This window comes from Grimontia indica, from assembly GCF_000333895.2.
Classification (GTDB): domain Bacteria; phylum Pseudomonadota; class Gammaproteobacteria; order Enterobacterales; family Vibrionaceae; genus Enterovibrio; species Enterovibrio indicus.
The window spans coordinates 1-19,738 of the sequence record NZ_ANFM02000054.1 but is presented as its reverse complement, the minus strand read 5'-3'; the positions used below and the strand labels follow the sequence as shown (position 1 = coordinate 19,738).

The 19,738-nt window shown below is 51.0% G+C and carries 8 protein-coding genes; 4 read left to right on the top strand and 4 right to left on the bottom strand.

The genetic code is table 11. The features are described 5' to 3' along the window. A partial coding sequence (locus tag D515_RS25810; RefSeq protein WP_039850579.1) for a VCBS domain-containing protein occupies positions 1–11,897 on the bottom strand: 11,897 nt, incomplete at its 3' end. Between the two features lie 460 nt (positions 11,898–12,357). Between D515_RS25810 and D515_RS22840 the strand changes: the two genes are divergently transcribed. Together D515_RS22840 and D515_RS22835 are read left to right on the top strand one after the other, a co-directional pair. Continuing rightward, positions 12,358–15,051, top strand: a complete 2,694-nt coding sequence (locus tag D515_RS22840) for a response regulator (protein ID WP_002542092.1) — start codon at positions 12,358–12,360, stop codon at positions 15,049–15,051. Beyond that, positions 15,041–16,801, top strand: a complete 1,761-nt coding sequence (locus tag D515_RS22835; RefSeq protein ID WP_002542090.1) for a two-component system response regulator — start codon at positions 15,041–15,043, stop codon at positions 16,799–16,801. The genes D515_RS22840 and D515_RS22835 overlap by 11 nt, the downstream gene beginning before the upstream one ends. Positions 16,802–16,889: 88 nt before the next feature. Here the strand turns inward: D515_RS22835 and D515_RS22830 are convergent, their stop codons facing one another. After that, positions 16,890–17,597 (bottom strand): DUF1223 domain-containing protein, encoded by a 708-nt coding sequence (locus D515_RS22830; protein ID WP_002542089.1) that lies wholly within the window; start codon positions 17,595–17,597, stop codon positions 16,890–16,892. 178 nt (positions 17,598–17,775) lie between these two features. On the opposite strand from D515_RS22830, the gene D515_RS22825 reads away from it, so the two are divergent. Continuing rightward, a complete protein-coding gene (locus tag D515_RS22825; RefSeq protein ID WP_002542087.1) occupies positions 17,776–17,964 on the top strand; it encodes a hypothetical protein in 189 nt (62 codons plus the stop codon). A gap of 12 nt (positions 17,965–17,976) precedes the next feature. After that, on the top strand, positions 17,977–18,306 hold the full coding sequence (cutA, locus tag D515_RS22820; RefSeq protein WP_002542086.1) for a divalent-cation tolerance protein CutA: 330 nt from the start codon (positions 17,977–17,979) through the stop codon (positions 18,304–18,306). 53 nt (positions 18,307–18,359) lie between these two features. Here the strand turns inward: cutA and D515_RS22815 are convergent, their stop codons facing one another. Together D515_RS22815 and D515_RS22810 are read right to left on the bottom strand one after the other, a co-directional pair. Beyond that, positions 18,360–18,902, bottom strand: coding sequence for an outer membrane beta-barrel protein (locus tag D515_RS22815; protein WP_002542084.1), 543 nt, complete (start codon positions 18,900–18,902; stop codon positions 18,360–18,362). A 216-nt stretch (positions 18,903–19,118) separates the two neighbouring features. Further along, a complete protein-coding gene (locus tag D515_RS22810; protein ID WP_039850580.1) occupies positions 19,119–19,487 on the bottom strand; it encodes a winged helix-turn-helix transcriptional regulator in 369 nt (122 codons plus the stop codon). Between the last annotated feature and the right edge of the window lie 251 nt (positions 19,488–19,738).

Sequence of the window (19,738 nt, the reverse complement as noted above, 5' to 3'; positions counted from 1 at the left end):
GCAATTTCACCGGTTTCCGGGTTGTAGGAGAGGACATCGACGGTATCACCCTGAGGGCGTGTAGCGAAAATCAGAGTTTCACCATCATCCGTTTCGAAGGTGACGTTTTCGCGCACAATGCCTGTTTGCGAGTTGCCGAAGGTCAGGCCGCCATTGACGGTGAGCTGGCCGTTACCCGAAATCTCCCATGCAGAAATTGAACCGCTGTTTTGCGACGTCAGGAATAGGGTAGGTTGACCGTCGATATTCGAGACATTTGACTGTGTGAGACCATTACCCAGTCCGCCAACAGAGAAACCTGCATTTTCAACGGCAGAGGTGATATCTCCAGACACCGATGACGTTACTACGCCCGTGGAGCTGTCGTAAGTGATACGGTCGGTCTCAGTGAGCGAACCATCGTTTTCAACCCGAGAGATGATGGTGGTGCCGTCGTAACCAAATGACGTCGAAATAACATAAGGTACACCGTCAATCGAGGTGGTGGTGGTATTCCAACCGCCATTGCTATCGCCCTGAGTGACCTGACCAGCGGTAAGGTTGCCACTCTCTTCCACATTCAGTGTAAAGCCTGCTGCATCAACGCTGCCTGAAGTGGTGCCTGTGACGACGCCGGCATTGTCAGTGCCGGTCACGGTTACCGTGACATCATGGGTCGAACCATCAGAGGCAGTCAGGGTGAAGGTATCCTGTGCAGTTTCGCCGTCAGTCAGCGGCTGGGCTTTGTCCGGGTCAACGGTGTATGTCCAGTTGCCGTCCACCAGTTCGAAGGTGCCGTAATTACCTTCAATCGTGGTGTTGCCGATGGTGGCGGTTTCACCGGAGTCGGGGTCGGTGACGGTGATCGTGCCGGATGTTGATGCATCAGCATCGGTCACATTACCTGTTGTATCACCCGTTACCACCGCGGCATCGTTTGTACCGGTCAAGGTAATGCTGATGACCTGTTGGTTGCCATCGCTTGCAGTGACCGTGATGTTGTCAGTAACAACTTGGTCTTGCGCCAGCGATTGAACAGCGTCGGTGTTAACCGTGTAAGTCCATTCGCCACCAACCAGCTCAAGCGTGCCGTAGGCACCGTCCAGTGTCGCATCTGGAATAGTCGGTGTCTGGCCGCTATCTGGGTCAGTAATAGTAATGGTGCCTGAGACTGACTGCGCACCGACATCCTCGGTGATGCTGCCCGTCACATCACCGGCAATGATGGAACCGTCATCGGTACCGGAGACATTGATGGTGATGTTCTGTGTCGTGCCGTCACTGGCGGTCAACGTGATTACGTCCTGAACATTGTCGTCAGAACCCAGTGATTCCACTTTGTCGCGATCTACGGTGTACGTCCATTCTCCATCTTCCAAAGTCAGTGAACCGTACTGACCTTCCACTGTGGTATTCGCGAAAGATGGACTGTCGTTGCTATCGACATCAGAGATTTCAATGGTGCCGCTTACAGTAACGGGTGCTGCAATATCGTCGTAATCGAGACCGTCGATATTGTTGTACGAGCCCGGTACTAATGTGAGTGTGGTATCTGGGGTGATCTCTGGGCCATCGAGCTGGATCAGCACCTTACCGTTGTCCGGAATCGCGTTGTAGTTGTTGCCATCGGCATTGGTGTCCACATCGACAATTGCCATGGTATACACGTTACCCTGCGCGTCAGTGTACTGAAGCGTGTAGTCGAGGTTTGCAGGGTAAGTAACGCCGTTTAGCTCGATAGTTTGTGAGCTGTCATTGGAGTATTCGTTGTGTGTGTTGTCGCCATCCAGACGCGCGTCGTTATCAGTGAATTCGACGCTAACACCACCGCTGCTGAAATTTATAGAGGGTGGCAAGTTGGAGGTGTGGAACTCGCCCGACTCAATGCTGAAATTCTCATCCATGATGAAGGCGTTGCCCACGATCGCGCTTGAGAGATCAGCAGTCGAAATTGTGCCTGTTGTCGTGCCAGTGACGACTGCTGCCTGATCGGTTCCCACTACATCGACGGTGATTTGGTGAGTCGAACCGTCAGATGCTGTGAGGGTGAAGGTTTCAGTCTCTGTATCACCCAGAGAGATTGCCTCTGCTTTATCCGGATCGACGGTGTAGGTCCACTCACCGTCTACCAGTGAGAAGGTGCCGTATTCACCATCAATATCAGTGTTGCTGATGCTTGCCGTTTCGCCGCTGTCTGGATCCGTCACTGTGATAGAGCCAGATACGGAAGTGTCAGTGTCAGAAAGACTGGTGGTGGTATCACCCGTGACAACAGCTGCTTGATCAGTGCCTTCAACGGTAACAGTGATCTCGTGTTGTGAATTGTCAGATGCGGTAAGGGTAAAGGTTTCAGTGGCTTCCTGGCCCTCTGGTAGTGTTTGCGCTTTGTCTGGGTCTACCGTGTAGGTCCAGTTGCCGTCGACCAATTCGAAGGTACCATAGTTACCCTCTATGGTGGTGTTATCGATAGACGCGGTTTCGCCGGAATCCGGATCGGTAACCGTGATAGAGCCTGTTGCTGAGGTATCGACGTCAGTGATAGAGGCAGTCGTATTACCTGTCACAACCGCAGACTGGTTGGTGCCGGTGACCGTCACCACAATCTCGTGCACCGAGTTATCAGACGCGGTCAGGGTAAAGGTCTCGTTGGCTTCCTCGCCTTCTGGCAGGGCTTGCGCTTTATCCGGGTCTACCGTGTAAGTCCAGTTGCCGTCGACCAGTTCGAAGGTACCGTAATTGCCTTCAATCGTGGTATTGCCGATGGTGGCCGTTTCGCCGGAATCTGGGTCGGTAACCGTGATAGAGCCTGTTGCTGAGGTATCGACGTCAGTGATCGAGGCAGTGGTATCACCGGTGACAACCGCAGACTGGTTGGTGCCTTCAACCGTGACCACAATTTCGTGCGTCGAGTTATCAGACGCGGTCAGGGTAAAGGTCTCGTTGGCTTCCTCGCCTTCTGGCAGAGACTGGGCTTTGTCAGGGTCTACCGTGTAAGTCCAATTGCCGTCCACCAGTTCGAAGGTGCCGTAGTTGCCCTCTATGGTGGTGTTGCCGATGGTAGCCGTTTCGCCGGAATCTGGGTCGGTAACCGTGATTGAGCCCGTCGCGGAAGCATCAACATCACTGATGGTTGCTGTGGTGTCACCGGTGACAACCGCAGACTGGTTGGTGCCTTCAACCGTGACCACAATCTCGTGCGTTGAGTTGTCAGACGCAGTGAGCGTAAAGGTTTCGGTCGCCTCTTCACCTTCAGGCAGAGCTTGGGCTTTGTCTGGGTCAACCGTGTAAGTCCAGTTGCCATCCACTAATTCAAAGGTCCCGTAGTTACCTTCAATCGTGGTATTGCCGATGGTGGCCGTTTCGCCGGAGTCTGGGTCAGTGACGGTGATAGAGCCCGTCGCGGAAGTATCTACATCACTGATTGCAGCAGTGGTATCGCCCGTCACAACCGCAGACTGGTTGGTACCAGTGACCGTCACGACAATCTCATGCGTCGAATTGTCAGACGCGGTCAGAGTAAAGGTTTCGGTCGCCTCTTCCCCGTCCGGCAGGGCTTGCGCTTTATCCGGGTCTACCGTGTAGGTCCAGTTGCCGTCGACCAACTCGAAGGTCCCGTAATTACCTTCAATCGTGGTGTTACCGATAGACGCGGTTTCACCAGAATCCGGATCGGTAACTGTGATAGAGCCTGTTGCTGAGGTATCAACATCATTGATTGCAGCAGTGGTATCGCCCGTGACAACCGCAGACTGGTTGGTACCAGTGACTGTCACCACAATCTCATGGGTCGAATTGTCAGACGCGGTCAGGGTAAAGGTCTCATTGGCTTCCTCGCCTTCTGGCAGAGATTGGGCTTTATCTGGGTCAACCGTATACGTCCAGTTGCCGTCCACCAGTTCGAAGGTCCCGTAATTACCTTCAATCGTGGTGTTGCCGATGGTGGCCGTTTCGCCGGAATCGGGGTCAGTGACGGTGATAGAGCCCGTCGCGGAGGTATCAACATCACTGATTGCAGCAGTGGTATCGCCAGTCACAACCGCAGACTGGTTGGTACCAGTGACCGTCACGACAATCTCATGGGTCGAATTGTCAGACGCGGTCAGGGTAAAGGTCTCGTTGGCTTCCTGCCCTTCAGGCAGAGATTGGGCTTTGTCTGGATCGACGGTGTACGTCCAGTTGCCATCCACCAGTTCAAAAGTGCCGTAATTACCGTCAATCGTGGTATTGCCGATGGTGGCCGTTTCGCCGGAATCGGGGTCAGTGACGGTGATAGAGCCCGTCGCGGAGGTATCAACATCACTGATTGCAGCAGTGGTATCGCCCGTCACAACCGCAGACTGGTTGGTACCAGTGACCGTCACGACAATCTCATGCGTCGAATTGTCAGACGCGGTCAGGGTAAAGGTCTCGTTGGCTTCCTCGCCTTCTGGCAGAGATTGGGCTTTATCTGGGTCAACCGTATACGTCCAGTTGCCGTCCACCAGTTCGAAGGTGCCGTAATTACCCTCAATCGTGGTGTTACCGATGGTGGCGGTTTCACCGGAGTCGGGGTCAGTGACGGTAATTGAACCCGTTGCGGAAGCATCAACATCACTGATGGTTGCAGTGGTGTCACCCGTGACAACCGCAGATTGGTTTGTACCAGTGACTGTCACCACGATCTCATGCGTGGAGTTATCAGACGCGGTCAGGGTAAAGGTCTCGTTAGCTTCCTCGCCTTCTGGCAAAGATTGCGCTTTGTCTGGATCGACGGTGTACGTCCAGTTGCCGTCCACCAGTTCAAAGGTGCCGTAATTACCTTCAATCGTGGTGTTACCGATGGTGGCCGTTTCGCCGGAGTCAGGGTCAGTGACGGTAATTGAACCCGTTGCGGAAGCATCAACATCACTGATGGTTGCAGTGGTGTCACCCGTGACAACCGCAGACTGGTTGGTACCAGTGACCGTCACCACGATTTCATGCATGGAGTTATCAGACGCGGTCAACGTAAAGGTTTCGTTGGCTTCCTGCCCTTCAGCCAGAGATTGCGCTTTGTCCGGATCGACGGTGTATGTCCAGTTGCCGTCCACCAGTTCGAAGGTGCCGTAGTTACCTTCAATCGTGGTATTGCCGATGGTGGCCGTTTCGCCGGAATCTGGGTCAGTGACGGTGATAGAGCCCGTCGCGGAGGTATCAACATCACTGATGGTTGCTGTGGTGTCACCCGTGACAACCGCAGCATCATCCGTCCCTGTTACGGTCACAACAATCTCATGGGTTGAGCCGTCTATCGCTGTGAGGGTGAAAGTGTCTGTGGCTTCTTCGCCTTCAGGAAGCGGTTTGGCCTTGTCTGGATCGACGGTGTAAGTCCACTCGCCGTCCACTAATTCGAAGGTGCCGTATTCGCCTTGAATGGTGACATTGTCGATAGTGGCGGTTTCACCGCTGTCTGGGTCGGTGACAGTAATTGAACCCGAGGTCGATGTGTCCTGATCGGTCACTTGTCCGGTGGTATCGCCAGTGACAACCGCAGCATCATCCGTCCCTGTTACGGTCACAACAATCTCATGGGTTGAGCCGTCCGACGCCGTGAGGGTGAAGGTATCGGTTGCTTCTTCGCCTTCAGGGAGTGGTTTGGCTTTGTCTGGGTCAACGATGTATGTCCAGTTGCCGTCGATCAACTCAAAGGTGCCGTATTCCCCTTCGATAGTCACATTATCAATGGTGGCTGACTGACCACTGTCAGGGTCGGTAATGTTGATCGAGCCGGAAGTTGAGGTGTCCTGATCGGTGACCGAGCCTGTGATATTTCCGGTGACGATTGCAGCATCGTCGGTGCCTGTGACTTCGATTTTGATCTGCTGTTGGGTGTCGTCAGACGCGGTCAAGGTGAAGGTTTCTGTGGCAACCTCGTTAGCACCTAAAACCTCGGATTTGGACGGATCTAGGGTGTAGGTCCAATTGCCGTCGACCAATTCGAGCGTACCGTAATTTCCTTCCAAAGTGGTATTGGCGAATTCCGGGGTGTCGTTGGTGTCAGCATCTGAAATGCTGATTTGGCCAGACGCGGTGATCGCATCACTGACATCAAGATAGTTAATGTTGCTAACTTCTTGGTAAGAACCCTCAACCAGTGCCAGATCGGTGCCAGGGACGATGTCTGGACCGTCGATTTGAACCAACAGGGTGGTTGGTTGGCTTGTACCACCAAAATATTCGCCCGTTTCCGTGGCAGATACTGTGAGTACGGCCATGGTGAAGACATTGCCATAGGCGTCGGAATATTGAACGGTGGCATTTGCAGAAACAGGGTAGCTCTGGCCATTAAGTTCAATGTATTGTGATCCGTCGTTATTCAGTCTGCCATCACTGTCAGTGATGTTGGCGCTGAAGCCGACTGAACTGAAACTCAACGAGTCTGGCTGGCTGTCGAGGCTAAAGTTTGCGGGTTCGCCATCTGCATCATCACCAAAGACAAACAGGTTGGTGATTTCCACAACAGGGCCTGTTTCGGTAGACACAGACCCTGTGAATTCTCCTGAAACCACCGCGGCATCAGCGGTTCCCTCTACGGTGATAACGATTTGGTGTTCGTTGTTTTCGCTATCGACAAGGGTGATGGTATCTGTGGCGGTTTGACCGGCATTCAGCCCTTGTGCAACAGACGGATCGAGGGTGTATGTCCACTCGCCGTCGACAAGCGAGAAGGAGCCGTATTGACCTTCTACATCGGTGTTGGCGATAACTGGGTTGTCCCCGCTGTCTGCATCGATGACAGAAACGGAGCCCGTTGCAGTGAGGTCGGTTCCTTCCACCAAATTTGCGGAGGTGTCGCCTGTCAGTTCTGCGGCGTTGTCCGTGCCCGTGACATTGATAGCCAGCTCATGGGTGCCGCCCATGGAATCGGTGATGATGATGGTGTCTGTGACGGTGACACCTTCATCGAGCACCGCGGCAAGCTCTGGATCCAGCGTGTAGGTCCAGTTGCCATCTACCATGGTGAAGGAGCCGTATTGCCCCTGTTGATTGGTATCGGGCAAAGTCGGGTTATCACTGGTGTCTGGGTCGCTGACAGACAGGGAACCGCTAGCGGTGAGTGAGGCGCTATCATCGCTGACCGAGCCTGAAATATCGCCTTCCAGCATGGCTGAATCTTCACTGCCGGTAATGGTGATAACAATGTCATGCACGGAACCATCAGAGGCGGTGATAGTGATGGTATCGGTGGTCGATTCACCTTCGTCGAGATACTGTGCAAGATCGGGATCCAGTGTGTATGTCCATGCGCCATCGACCAAGGTTAATGAACCATATTGCCCGTCAGTTGTGCCGTTTGGCAGGGTAGGGTTCTCCCCTGTATCTACATCGACGAGTGACACCGAACCAGTCGCAGTGAGTGCTGCACTGCCTTCGGTGATCACGCCTGTGGTGTTACCCGTCAGCACAGGTTCCTGATCTGTCCCGGTAATCGTAATGGTGATTTCGTGTTTTGAACCGTCTGACGCTTCAAGCGTGACGACATCAATGGTGGTTTCCCCATCTGGCAATGCTGCGACTGAATCTGGGTTCAGGGTATAAGTCCATTCCCCATCGATCAGTGTTAGCGAGCCGTATTGACCGTCGACTTCAGCGTCTGGCAGCGTCGGTGAATTATCGGAATCAGGGTCGATAACGCTGATAAAACCAGACGTGGTTGGCGAGCCATTGTCACTGATAGAGCCAACAGTATTCCCTGTCAGTACTGGCTCGTCATCGGTACCGGTCACCGTAATGACGATTTTTTGCTCAGTGCCATCAGAGGCGGTAACCGTGATGATATCGGTGTCGGTTTCTCCGCTGTTCAGACGCGATGCTGCGTCTTTGTCGAGGGTGTATGTCCATTCTCCATCAACCATTTCCAGCACACCGAATTCGCCTTCAATGCGCGTATCTTCGAATGTCGGTGAGTCATCGGCATCCACATCGGAGATGGATAGTGACCCTGTCACAAATTGAGCTTCTCCGGTGGTGGTGTCGGTCAGGGCTCCGCCGGTCTGGCCGCTGACAACGGGAAGATCATCGGTTCCCTGAATGTTGATCTCTATGGTGAGCGGAGTGCCATCTAAAGCGTAAACGGTGATGGATTCGGGCAGCACATCGCCTGCATCCAGCGCATCAAAACTGGCGGTATGCTCGGGAGAAGAGGTGTATGTCCAGTTCCCGGCTTTATCTATGTTGATTTCACCGTATGTGCCGGTAAAAGTGCCTGCCTGGAAGAATGATTCTCCGTAGTCAGCGTCAGATACGGTTGCGCGGCCATTCGTGGTAATCGCGCTGTCGGTTTCGGTGACGGTTACATTGGTCATGCCGCCAAATACGGCGGTATCGTTAGTGCCATCAATGGTGATAGTAATGGTTTGAACCGTACCATCTTCGGCACGAACCGAAATCGTATCGGTTAGCTGGTCACCCTCTCCAAGTCGGTTGATAGCGCCTTTTTCATCGGTGGAGGAGTAAGTCCAGTTACCGTTAGCATCGATGGTGATTTCACCCCAGCGTCCTTCAATGGTCTGTGGCGTGAAGGCATTATCGTTACCATCAACATCGGTCGATGTCAGCTGTCCAGACGTGGACATGGTGCCATCACTTTCTACCAAAGTGCCTACGATGTCGCCGGCGATCTCGGCAGGGTCGTTGGTGCCTACCACGGTGACGAGGATTTGTGTTTCAGTGCCATCTTGTGAGCGAACAGTGATGGTATCGACCAGCTGTTCACCTTCTTCTAGCGCATCAAAAGTGGCGTTGTAAGCTGGGTCTGAGGTGTATGTCCAATTTCCTGCCTCATCAATACTGACTTCACCATAGGTACCGTTGAAGGTGCCGGCTTCGAAGAAAGATTCACCATAGTCAGCATCTGACACTGTCAGGCGGCCACTGGTGGTGAGTTGGCTATCTGTTTCGTCGATACTGACGCTGTTCATGCCGCCAAATACCGCTGCATCATTGGTGCCCGTGATGGTAATGGTGATGGTCTGTTCCGTGCCGTCTTCAGACTGAACGGTAAGGGTATCGGTCAGCTGTTCGCCCAGCCCAAGACGGTTAATGGCGCCTTTGTCGTCGTCTGAGCTGTACGTCCAGTTACCATTGGCATCAATGGTCAGTTCACCCCATCGTCCCTCAAGGGTTTGCGGTGTGAATGTATTGTCGTTGCCATCCACATCGGTCGCGGTCAGCTGGCCTGATGTACTCATGGTGCCGTCGGCTTCCACCACAGTGCCGACGATATCGCCTGCAATCAATGCAGGATCATTGGTACCAATAATGGTGACTTTGATGTCGGTTTCTGTACCATCCTCCGAGCGAACGGTAATGGTCTCAATACGTTGTTCGCCTTCTTTTAGGGAATCAAGCGCAGCGTTTTGACCGGGATCCGTGGTGTAGGTCCAGTTACCTGCCCGGTCAATAGTGACAGCACCCAGATCGCCGACATAAGTTCCGGCTTCCATGAAGGACTCGCCCAAATCTGAATCGACGACATTGATGGTGCCTGACACGCTGATGACATCATTGGCTTCATACACGTCGCGTGAAGAGATGGCGGAAAACTCGGGCGCATTATTTGTCCCTACGAGTGTGAGGACGATTTGTTGTTCCGTACCATCTTCAGACCGGACAATGACCACTTCAGTCAACGTTTCCCCTTCCGGTAGACGCTCAATGGCACCAGTAGGATCTGTGGTGGTGTAAGTCCAATTGCCATCTTCATCAATGGTGATTTCACCACGCAGAGTAGAAATGGTTTCTGCCACGAACTTGTTATCTGTGCCGTCGACATCCGCTGAGGTGAGTGTGCCAGTGGCCGTCATCGTGCCGCTGTTATCAACCACAGTCGCGGTAATATCGCCACCGATGACGGCTTCGTCGTTGGTGCCGTTGATCGTGATGGTGATTTGGGTTTCTGTGCCATCGACTGAATACACAGTGATGGTGTCTGTCATTTTTTCACCATCTGCCAGAGACTTAATGGCAGAGTCGCTGCTGTCATGAGTGGTGTAAGTCCAGTTGCCTGCAGCATCAATGGTGACGGAACCCCAGGTGCCATCGAACGTGCCTGCTTGCATGAATGACTCGCCGGCATCCGGATCATTGATGTTGATGGTGCCCTGTGCCGACATGGCGCCGTCACTCTCGGTGATTTCTCCGGTGCTGATAGCGGAAAAGACCGCGTCATCATTCACGCCTTGGAAGGTGATGACGATTTGTTGCTCAGTGCCATCTGCGGCTTTGACAGTGACATATTCAGTCAGCGTATCCCCTTCTCCGAGCGCTTCGATCGCGCCGGTAGGATCTGTCGACACATAGCTCCAGCTACCGTCTTCATTGATGGTGAGCTCACCTCTCAATGTGGTAATGGTTTCAGCGATGAAGGTGTTGTTTTCGCCGTCAACATCGTTTGAGGTCAGGGTGCCGGAAGCTTGAAGGTTTCCGCCCTCGCCGGAGACGGTGGCCGAAATATCGCCTGACACCAGCGCAGGGTCGTTGGTGCCTTCAATGTTCAGAACAATTTGGTGGGTACTGCCGTCAGAGGCGGTGATAGTGACGATATCTGTCGCCTGTTCACCTTCACCCAAAGGTGCAAGGGCCTCTTTGTCAGCGGTATAAACCCAGACGCCGTTGTTGACCTCCAGTGACCCGTACTCGCCTTTGTAGGTGCCATTTTCCAGTGCTGTTTCATTGTTGGAATCTGGGTCAACCACAGTGAGTGTGCCGGTAGCGGAAGGTGGCACTGTGCCGTTGCCATCGGTGACTGTGGCGGTGGTATCGCCTTCGACCTTGGCGTCATCATCGGTACGGGAGATGGGCAAGGTCACGGTTTCTTCCACCGTGGTTTTTCCATCGGAAACACTGACGGTAACGCTGATTTCGTCCAAGTTCAGGGTATCGTCATCAATTGCGGCGGCACCGGCTTCTGTAAGCACAACGTTGCCGTTTTCCACTTTGAAGTAACCATCAGGGTCATTTGTGATTTCAATGGTTAGCGCATCGCCATCGCCGTCTGTGGCATCGATAGACGCAACAACGCTGCCTTCAGCGACGTTTTCATCCTCTGTGAGCTCAACGGGTGTGATAGAAATTTCCGGCGTATCTTCAACCTCTGCCACTGTCACCCCAACCGTGCCTGACGTCTTGTACTGACCGTCCGTGATATCAATGGTGAAATTGATGGTGCCACTGAAATTTGGTGGAGGCGTTAAAGTGAATGACCCATCGCTGTTTTTAGTGATGGTTGCACCTTCGACGCTGGGTCTGATGTCCGTGACCTGAATGTTGGCCGCGTTGCCGCCGCGGATCGCACCGAGAATATCTTCGCGGCTAAGAATAATGTCGCCATCTTCTTGAGAGGAAATCGTAAAGTTACCGAAGGTTGGTGGCGCATTAGTGTTTCCGCCAGCACCTTCGTCATCAGAACCTGGTTTTTGCTGGATGGGTAAATAACGGCTGCTGAAAAGGGTCTCGGTTTGACCCGATGTTAACTTGTTGGAACCAAAAAGCCCCGTGCTATCAAATGCGGTTATGTTGCTGATACCACCGGTGGAGCCAATGTACTCAATGATGGAAGCCGCCGTGAGTGCTGATCCTGCAGCTTCTTCACCCGCAGCTGTTTCAGTGCCTTCCTTTTGGGTGGGGTCATCGCCTTCTTCAATCGCCGCGATAACGTCGAGCACATCGGAAGGGAGGTCGAGGTTATCGAAATCTTCTTCTCCAACAAGTAATGCTTCGTCAAGCACATCAAGCTGCTCACCTTCTTCTGTTACCAGCCAGGCGTTTTTTCCATTGGGTACGGATAATACATCGCCGGTTTGCAGCACGGTGTTGGGTGCTGCCTGCACCAATTCACCGTCTGGTTTTACCACAAATGCTTGTCCTACGACCTGACTAATAACTAAGTTGATAGCCATAGTTTTCTCCCGACAATTAGCGGCTCATCATTGAGCTAAATGTTTATCTTTTGAGCGGTTTGTTAAAAGTAGTACATAACGTTAAGTGGGGATAAGCCGGTCAAGGAAGTTAGATAAATTTTCTTTGCAATCTGTTTCATAAATGAGATTTACGTGCGGGAAGGTGATGGAAGTGAAAAGAAAAGCGACATTGTCACCCCCGAAAAAAGATGGAAATAGGTCTCATATGCAACTGACAAACAAATAATTAAGTCTGTGTCAGATTTGGCAGTCACAATGAAAAGCCACTAGCTTTATAAGACATATAAATGTTTCGCCAGTGAGAAATAAGTGAATGCAGGAAGTCGCTGATGACGGGGTCCGTGCCTAAACAAGGCCTGCAGAGAAAGGCTAACCAAAAGCTGATTGGCGATCTTGGCCCAAGACGGTTGTGTCTGAAAAAGTCTTAAAGGAAGGCCTAATGACAGGTTTGGTGAAAAATGAGCCCTTGATTGTGCTCGCGGACGAAGATCTTTCCCACATTGATTTTTACCAGCAAGTTTTGAGTGAGAGTGGATATTGGCTGCGTTCGGTTGCGACGCCCGCCAAGTTAATGACCATTCTCCAACAACATCCGGTGAACATTCTTGTTATCAGCATGGACTTTCCGTTTGAAGATGGCGGTTCATTTGCCCAGGAAGTTTCCAAGATCAAGCAATTACCGACCTGCCGCAACACGCGAATTGTGATGACGAGTAGCCAGTTTTCTGCTGAACAAAAACAACAGGCGTACCGAAGCGGTGGTGCTGATTATGTGGTTTATCCCATCGCCCCAGAGGAACTGTTCCTGAAAATGTCGACACACCTGACGGCGGGAGCAAGAAACAACGTCGCCAGTGCGTTGAGTAGAAGCTTCAATGTGCTGTCTGAGTCTAATCTGTCGTTGTATCCCATGATGGCGACGGCGCTTAGCTGCGCCCAGATGCTGAATCAAACCTCCCTCAGCAACAAGCAGGCGCTATATTTGGATAGCCTGACCCGCGCCCTCAAACGCACTGGGGTGATCTGCGATAACCTGCGGGATTTCCAAGAGCTTTCTTCGCACTTTCTCTCGCTGGAAAATACACCCTTCGACCTCGACCAATTGCTGGAAAGTTTGCGTGAGTACCTACTCAGCGAGGCGGAGAGCCGCGATGTTGAACTTCTGTTCAATGTGCCACTGGACGTGCCACGTTCCTTGGTGGGTGACCCGGACAGATTGCGCAGAGTGCTGCTGAACCTTATTGATGAGGCCATGATTGTCGGTGAAGGCAGCCCCATTATTCTCAGCATCAAGTCGGGTCAATTGAACGATAACAGTGCTGTGCTGGAATTCGCCATCAACCAGAAAGTGACGGACGACGAGCAGATGTTCGACGATCTGGAAGAGTTAAACGAACGCCTGCTGATGTCCAAGTCGGAAGTGGATGAATCCATCAACCTGCTGATTGCATCTTGCTTGATTGAGCAAATGGGCGGGCAGGTGCATGATGAAATGGATGACAGCGAGCCTGGTGTTTATTTCAATCTGGAGTTGCAACTGGCAAAAGCTACGTCAGATAAGAGCTTCTCTGTGCCTGTCGATTTACGTGAGCTTCGCGTTCTTATCGTGGATGACAACCCTTCTTCCATCGCGGTGCATCAGGCCATCATCGAGTCGTTGGGCTTTGATGTGGATGCTGCCAGTGATGTAGACAGTGCGTTCACCGCTATTATGGAAGGGCATCTGGATTTAGAGCTGGAACCTTATGATCTGGTATTGCTTGATTGGCACATGCCTGGGAAGAAGGGATTCCATCTGCTAGAAAAAATCAAAGATGACCTTGAGCCTGAGAAACACCCGCTGGTGATTGTGATCAGCGCGTATGACAAGAAGAAAATCGACAAGGAGCGCGGTCAGGGCAAGATTGATGGCTACCTCCATAAACCTATTTCTGCGTCAGTGATGTTCGATACCATCATGGAAGTGATGGGGCAAAACTTGCCCAAAACACACCGACGTGTCATCGGGGCCAAACAGTATGGCTCGGCAGTCACTGTCAACGGCGGCGGACGCCGGATTTTGGTGGTGGATGACATGCCCATCAATCAGCAGATTGCCCGAGAGGTCTTAATCAGTAACGACTTCCAGGTGGAATTAGCCTCTTCCGGCCGTGATGCTGTGGTCAAGGTTTGTCCTGCACCAGAGCTATACGACGCCATTTTGATGGACCTAGAAATGCCAGAAATGAACGGACTGGAAGCCACCCGGATCATCCGTGAAACTTCTGACAAAGAAAGCTTACCGATTTTTGCGGTGACCGCACATACCATGGAGCGTGACCGTCAACGTTGTTCAGAAGCGGGAATGAATGACCATATTCCCAAGCCGCTTGATGCAGACAACTTGCTTCAAAAGCTCGCTGGGTATCTTGGACTTGCCGTCACCTCGGTCTCTATTCAGGAAGAGGAAGAGGCCAGTCAATCGACTGAATATGAATATGTCGATGTGGAGGATGGCATCAAACGTGTGATGGGGAACGAGGCACTTTATTTCAAACTGCTGAGTGACTTCGTCCATCAAGCCAGAGCGCAGGAGAATCAGGTCTATCAACAAATTGAAGCGGGGCAGCTGACGGAAGCGTCGGAAAATGCTCACACCATTGCTGGCAGCGCGGGCAACCTTTCAATCGTTGGTTTACGCCGTTCGGCCAAACAACTGCAGAACGCCCTGATGGCTCTGGAAGATTATCAATCGCCGCTCACCCACTTTAAGCGCGACATGGACAACGCGATAAAGGAAATTGGGGAGATTTTGCTGAAGCGTCATCAAACCGCTATCCCACAGAGCCTTTTGAACGCTGAAAGCGCAAAGAACGCGCCATCAAGCTCAGCGACGCCGGATGTGGATCAGGCAAAACTTTCGCGTTTAAAAGTCTTCAAAGACCAAATGATGTCACAAGACCTGATAGCCATCGATACCTACTATCAGTTGCTGGTTGACTACTGCGATTTGGCACCCAAGTTGAAACCCGTGGGCGATAAATTGATTGAGCTTGACTATGCCAAGGCGTTGAGCGCATTCAACGCTTACATCAAAGAAAACAAACTGGATATCCCATTGGCTGATGAAAAGGGAGCAACGCATGCACGCTAATACCACTGCTCCAGACAAAGATACGGTTCTGTTGATCGATGAATCACCAAACAGTATCCGCATCCTAAATGCCATTTTGGGTGAAGAATACCGGGTGATTTTTTCCACTTCGGGCGCAACAGCCAAAGTGTTGGCGAAGGCTGAATCACCCAAGTTAATCCTGATGGATGTCGAGTTGCCTGATATGGATGGGTTTGAACTCTGTCAGTACTTTAAAACTGAACCAGACACCAAAGATATCCCTGTCATTCTGATCACTGAACATTCAGAAGATGAAGGCCGGGAAATGGGGTTGAAAATTGGTTGTGCCGATTACATTTCCAAACCGGTGTCACCCGCAGAAGTCAAATTGCGTATCTACAACCAACTCCGTATTCGTCGCAATGAAGAGTTGATCATGCAGCGAGCGCTCTACGACTCGCTAACCGGATTAGCGAACCGTAATCTCACACTGGATCGGCTGCGCTACGCTATCGCTCACGATCTCCGTCGGGGCTTAATGACGGGCGTGATGCTGGTGGATATCGACAATTTCAAAATCATCAACGATACGCTGAGCCATGACGTGGGCGATCAGGTGTTGGTAGAGTTGTCTCGCCGAATCGTGAAAACCGTGCGCGAAATAGACACGGTTGGTCGTGTGAGTGGCGACGAATTCCTGATTGTCCTTCCCGGTTTGCATCAGACAGAAAATGCCTGCCAGATCGCCAGCAAACTGCGCAAGGCTATTAACAAGCCAATCGAGATCACAGGTGGCGGTGAAGTGCACATCACTGCCAGCATGGGGATCTCGCTAAGTCCATTGGACTCAGATGATTTCAAGCGTCTCTTTGGTAATGCTGATATTGCGAAACATCAGGCGAAAGAGGGCGGAAAAGACAGCTATCGCCTGTTTACCAGCGAGATGAATGACAACGTCCATCGCCGTTTGAGGCTTGAATATCACCTGGTTTGGGCGCTCTCCCGCGGGGAGTTTTCTTTGGTGTACCAGCCATTGTATAACCTGAACACCAACCGTATATCTGGCGCAGAAGCATTGCTCCGATGGAACAACGACGAACTGGGTTCTGTCGCGCCAACCGAGTTTATTCCTATCGCAGAACAGTCAAACCTCATCTATGAAATTGGCAAATTTGTTCTCGATACTGCCATGAACGACTTTGCATCACTGACAAATAAGGAAGGGGATTTACTGCATCTGGCCGTCAACATTTCCCCACAACAAGTCAGGCAGCCGCAATTTGTTGATGACTTCACCCAAATCATGGAAAAGCATGAGTTCGCAGCCGAAAGACTGGAGTTGGAGGTGACGGAAGGGCTACTCCTCAGCAATCAACCGAACGTCAAAGAGATGCTGAACACTCTGCATGATTTGGGCACGGAGCTGTCGATGGATGATTTCGGGACGGGCTATTCCTCTCTCAGCTACCTGCTTCAGTTCCCTTTCGATGCGCTGAAAATTGATCGTGAGTTTGTCGACGGTATTACGGACGTTGAATTAAATGAAGCCCTCGCTACCGCCGTTATTTCTATGGCTCAAGGGCTGAAGATCAAGACGGTTGCCGAAGGTGTAGAGACGGAAGAGCAACTTGAGATGCTCAAGTCGAAAGGCTGTGATTTAGCACAGGGCTACTATTTGAGTCGTCCGTTAGATATTGAAGGGTTGAAGGCGCTCTTAGGCGACAGTCAGGCTTCACCGCTCGGAGATACTGCAATTGAAAGTTCGACGGATGAATCAAAGACTACCTGATCGCGATCAGTGATTAGATTCAAAAAAAGGGGGCAATGGCTCCCTTTTGCTTTTGAAGACGATGAGCATTCGGTAGCGAAAGGAGAGGCTACTTCAACCATCCGGCGACCGTTTGTACTGGATCGCCGCCACCTTGTGGCGTCAGCCAAACGGCGATTGCTGATGGCTTGGCGGCGACCTTGTTATCCAGCGTAAACTGCCAGTTATGCTGCCCTGGTTTAGTGCCGAAATCTACCACCACAAAATCATGCTCCAAAGTTCTGCCGCGGTTTTCACCACGTTGTACCTTGGTTTCAATATCCATGGCGAGCAACGCGAATTGTGCGTTGAGGTGCGCATTGCCTTCGTAATTCACACTGAGAATATTGCCGTTAAGAGATGCTTTTAGTGCGGGTGCTTGAGGGCCGCTGGCATAAGGAACGGGCTGTCTAGCGAAAAAGCCCCGCCATTCCTGATCGTTGATAAACCATCCTGGGGTATACACGCCACTGGCACGGCTTTGAGAGACCTTTTGTCGCTGCCTTTGACTGAACTCAGGCTTGGCGTATTTATCTTCCCAGCCAATGTAATTCCAGTAATCCACATGAAACGCCATAGGAATCACACTCTTCCAAAGCCCATCTTTCCGTTTGAGCTTGTTAAGCGCGGCTTCTGCCGGAGGGCAACTGCTGCATCCTTCTGAAGTATAAAGTTCAACCACAGTGGCAGGCGAACCGTTGTTCTCCCAAGTTTGTGCTGAGAGTGATAGCGGAATAGCAGCGGAAGAAAGCAAAGTGAGGGTTAACATTCGACGCATAGCAGTTCCTTTGGGTATGAGCTCCTTAATAGAGACCCGCGGGCGTGTCAGTCGCTTTCAACTTTTGAGAAACCTTGTGCCTTTCTGTTTGTTTTACGAGTCTTTTGTCTAAGCTGGATGCTAGGGGCCGCTGACCTTTGGTTAACGCCTAAAAACTTTGGGTATTAAGGAGAACACCATGAAACTGCTTGCGATTATTTTCTTCACGCTGTTTCTCGCCAGCGGGTGCAAAATCACCAGTATTGAAGGTGAAACGGACGATGTCGAAATCAAAGTAAATTCCAAAGACGACGACTACGGCGATAAGGATGGTCACCCAGACGGCAAATTCTGCCCGCCAGGACAAGCCAAGAAAGGGCGGTGCTAACAAAGGTTGGATATGAAGGTTTCAACCGATAGTTACGTGGTTGTGATGACGACGTTTGCAGATGACAATATCGGCAAACGTATTATCGAATCTCTGCTGGAAAAGAAACTGGCGGCCTGCGTTCAGGTGCTACCCATTCAGAGTTACTACCATTGGCAGGGGAAGATAGCGTCGGATACAGAAAAGCAGGTGATGATAAAAACGAAAAAGTCACTATATCAGGATGTCGAAGCTGAAATCTGTCGGTTGCATGATTACGATGTGCCCGAAGTGATACAGCTGCCTATTGAAGCGGGTTTACCTGCTTACCTATACTGGATTTCTGAAAGCTGCGAACAATAAAAAACCTCTGTTGTTTGAACAACAGAGGTTTTTTATTCATTTGAATACAGAACTTAGAGCTGGATTCTGTAGCCAAGAATGAGGCTGAGATTTTTCTCGGTGTCGTCGAGTTTTTGGCCACTATTCACGGAGCCTTCCTGCTTACCTTGGGTATAACGGAGGCCTACCATCAGATTAGAAAAATTGCCGTCAACACCAGCACCCCAGCGGAAACCATCCCCTGTCGCATCGTCGCTGCCGTTGTAAATTCTGAGTGACGAATAGCCAACCAAACCATATACATCCAGTGAACTTTCAGTACCCATGTGGAATCGTTTACCTACTGGAATATTGGCAGAATATGAGTAGTCTTCTTTGTAACCACCGTAGGTCTTTTCGAAGTCATCGTTGTTCAACAGTGCGAATTCGAGTTCACCGCCAAGAAAAAAATTGTTATCTGCGATGTTTTTGGCACCAACATGTACGGCAATTTTCTCGCCTGTTTCATCAGCAAACTCGTGCGCTCCAATGCTTCCTGCAATGTAGAAATCTTGTTCATTCGCTTGTACAGCACTTGATGCTAGTACCGCAAATAGCAAGCCGGTTCCCAATTTCATTTATTAATTCCTTTCCCTAACCAGTTATTACGCTATTGAAATAGCGGCCATCAAATGTAATTCCTGTTCAAATTACAGGAATAGGAAAAGGGTAATTTGTATCTTATTTAATAAAGGAAAAGCTTTGTTTGTATCTATATTAATTTAAATGCATTGCACTGATATGCAAAAGGCGGGTTTGTATTAATTAATATTCAAACACTGCCTAGTTAATTACTATTTCTTTAATTCAATTTGATGTGCTTCTGACCAGTTCCTCAAGTCATCAAGAATCTTTAATGCAGACTGGCCGAACTCTGTGAGCTCATAACTAACAGCAATAGGACGATCACTGATCACCTTGCGTAAAACCATGCCCTCACTTTCCAACTCCTTAAGTCGCTGGTCGATCATCTTTTTACTGGCACCGCCCAATTGACGGGCGAGATCATTAAAACGGACAGGGCCATCTTTTAAATGGTAAATGATTGAGCCTTTCCATTTACCGCCAATCAGTCGCATAGCACGCTCAATCGCACAGGGCTCCGTGCATACATTGGTCGCAGATTTCCGGCCGCGACTGTCAGTTTCTATTTTCGCTACCAACTTAGAATGCCTCGCTCTCAATACTAGGTTACAAAAAGTAAACTGGTTGAAAAGAAGGTAAAGGTTACCATAATTAACCACATAATACATTCTATACCCAAACAACCTGAAGATGCCGGATTCAGCGAGTTTGACTGGTGTTGTGATCGCGGCGTCCCTTTGTAGGTGTAGTCACCTCCATCAAAAAGGGACAACAAAGAGCACGACGTCAGTCAACTCGCCCGAAGGGAGGCCCTCAATGCGCCCACTTC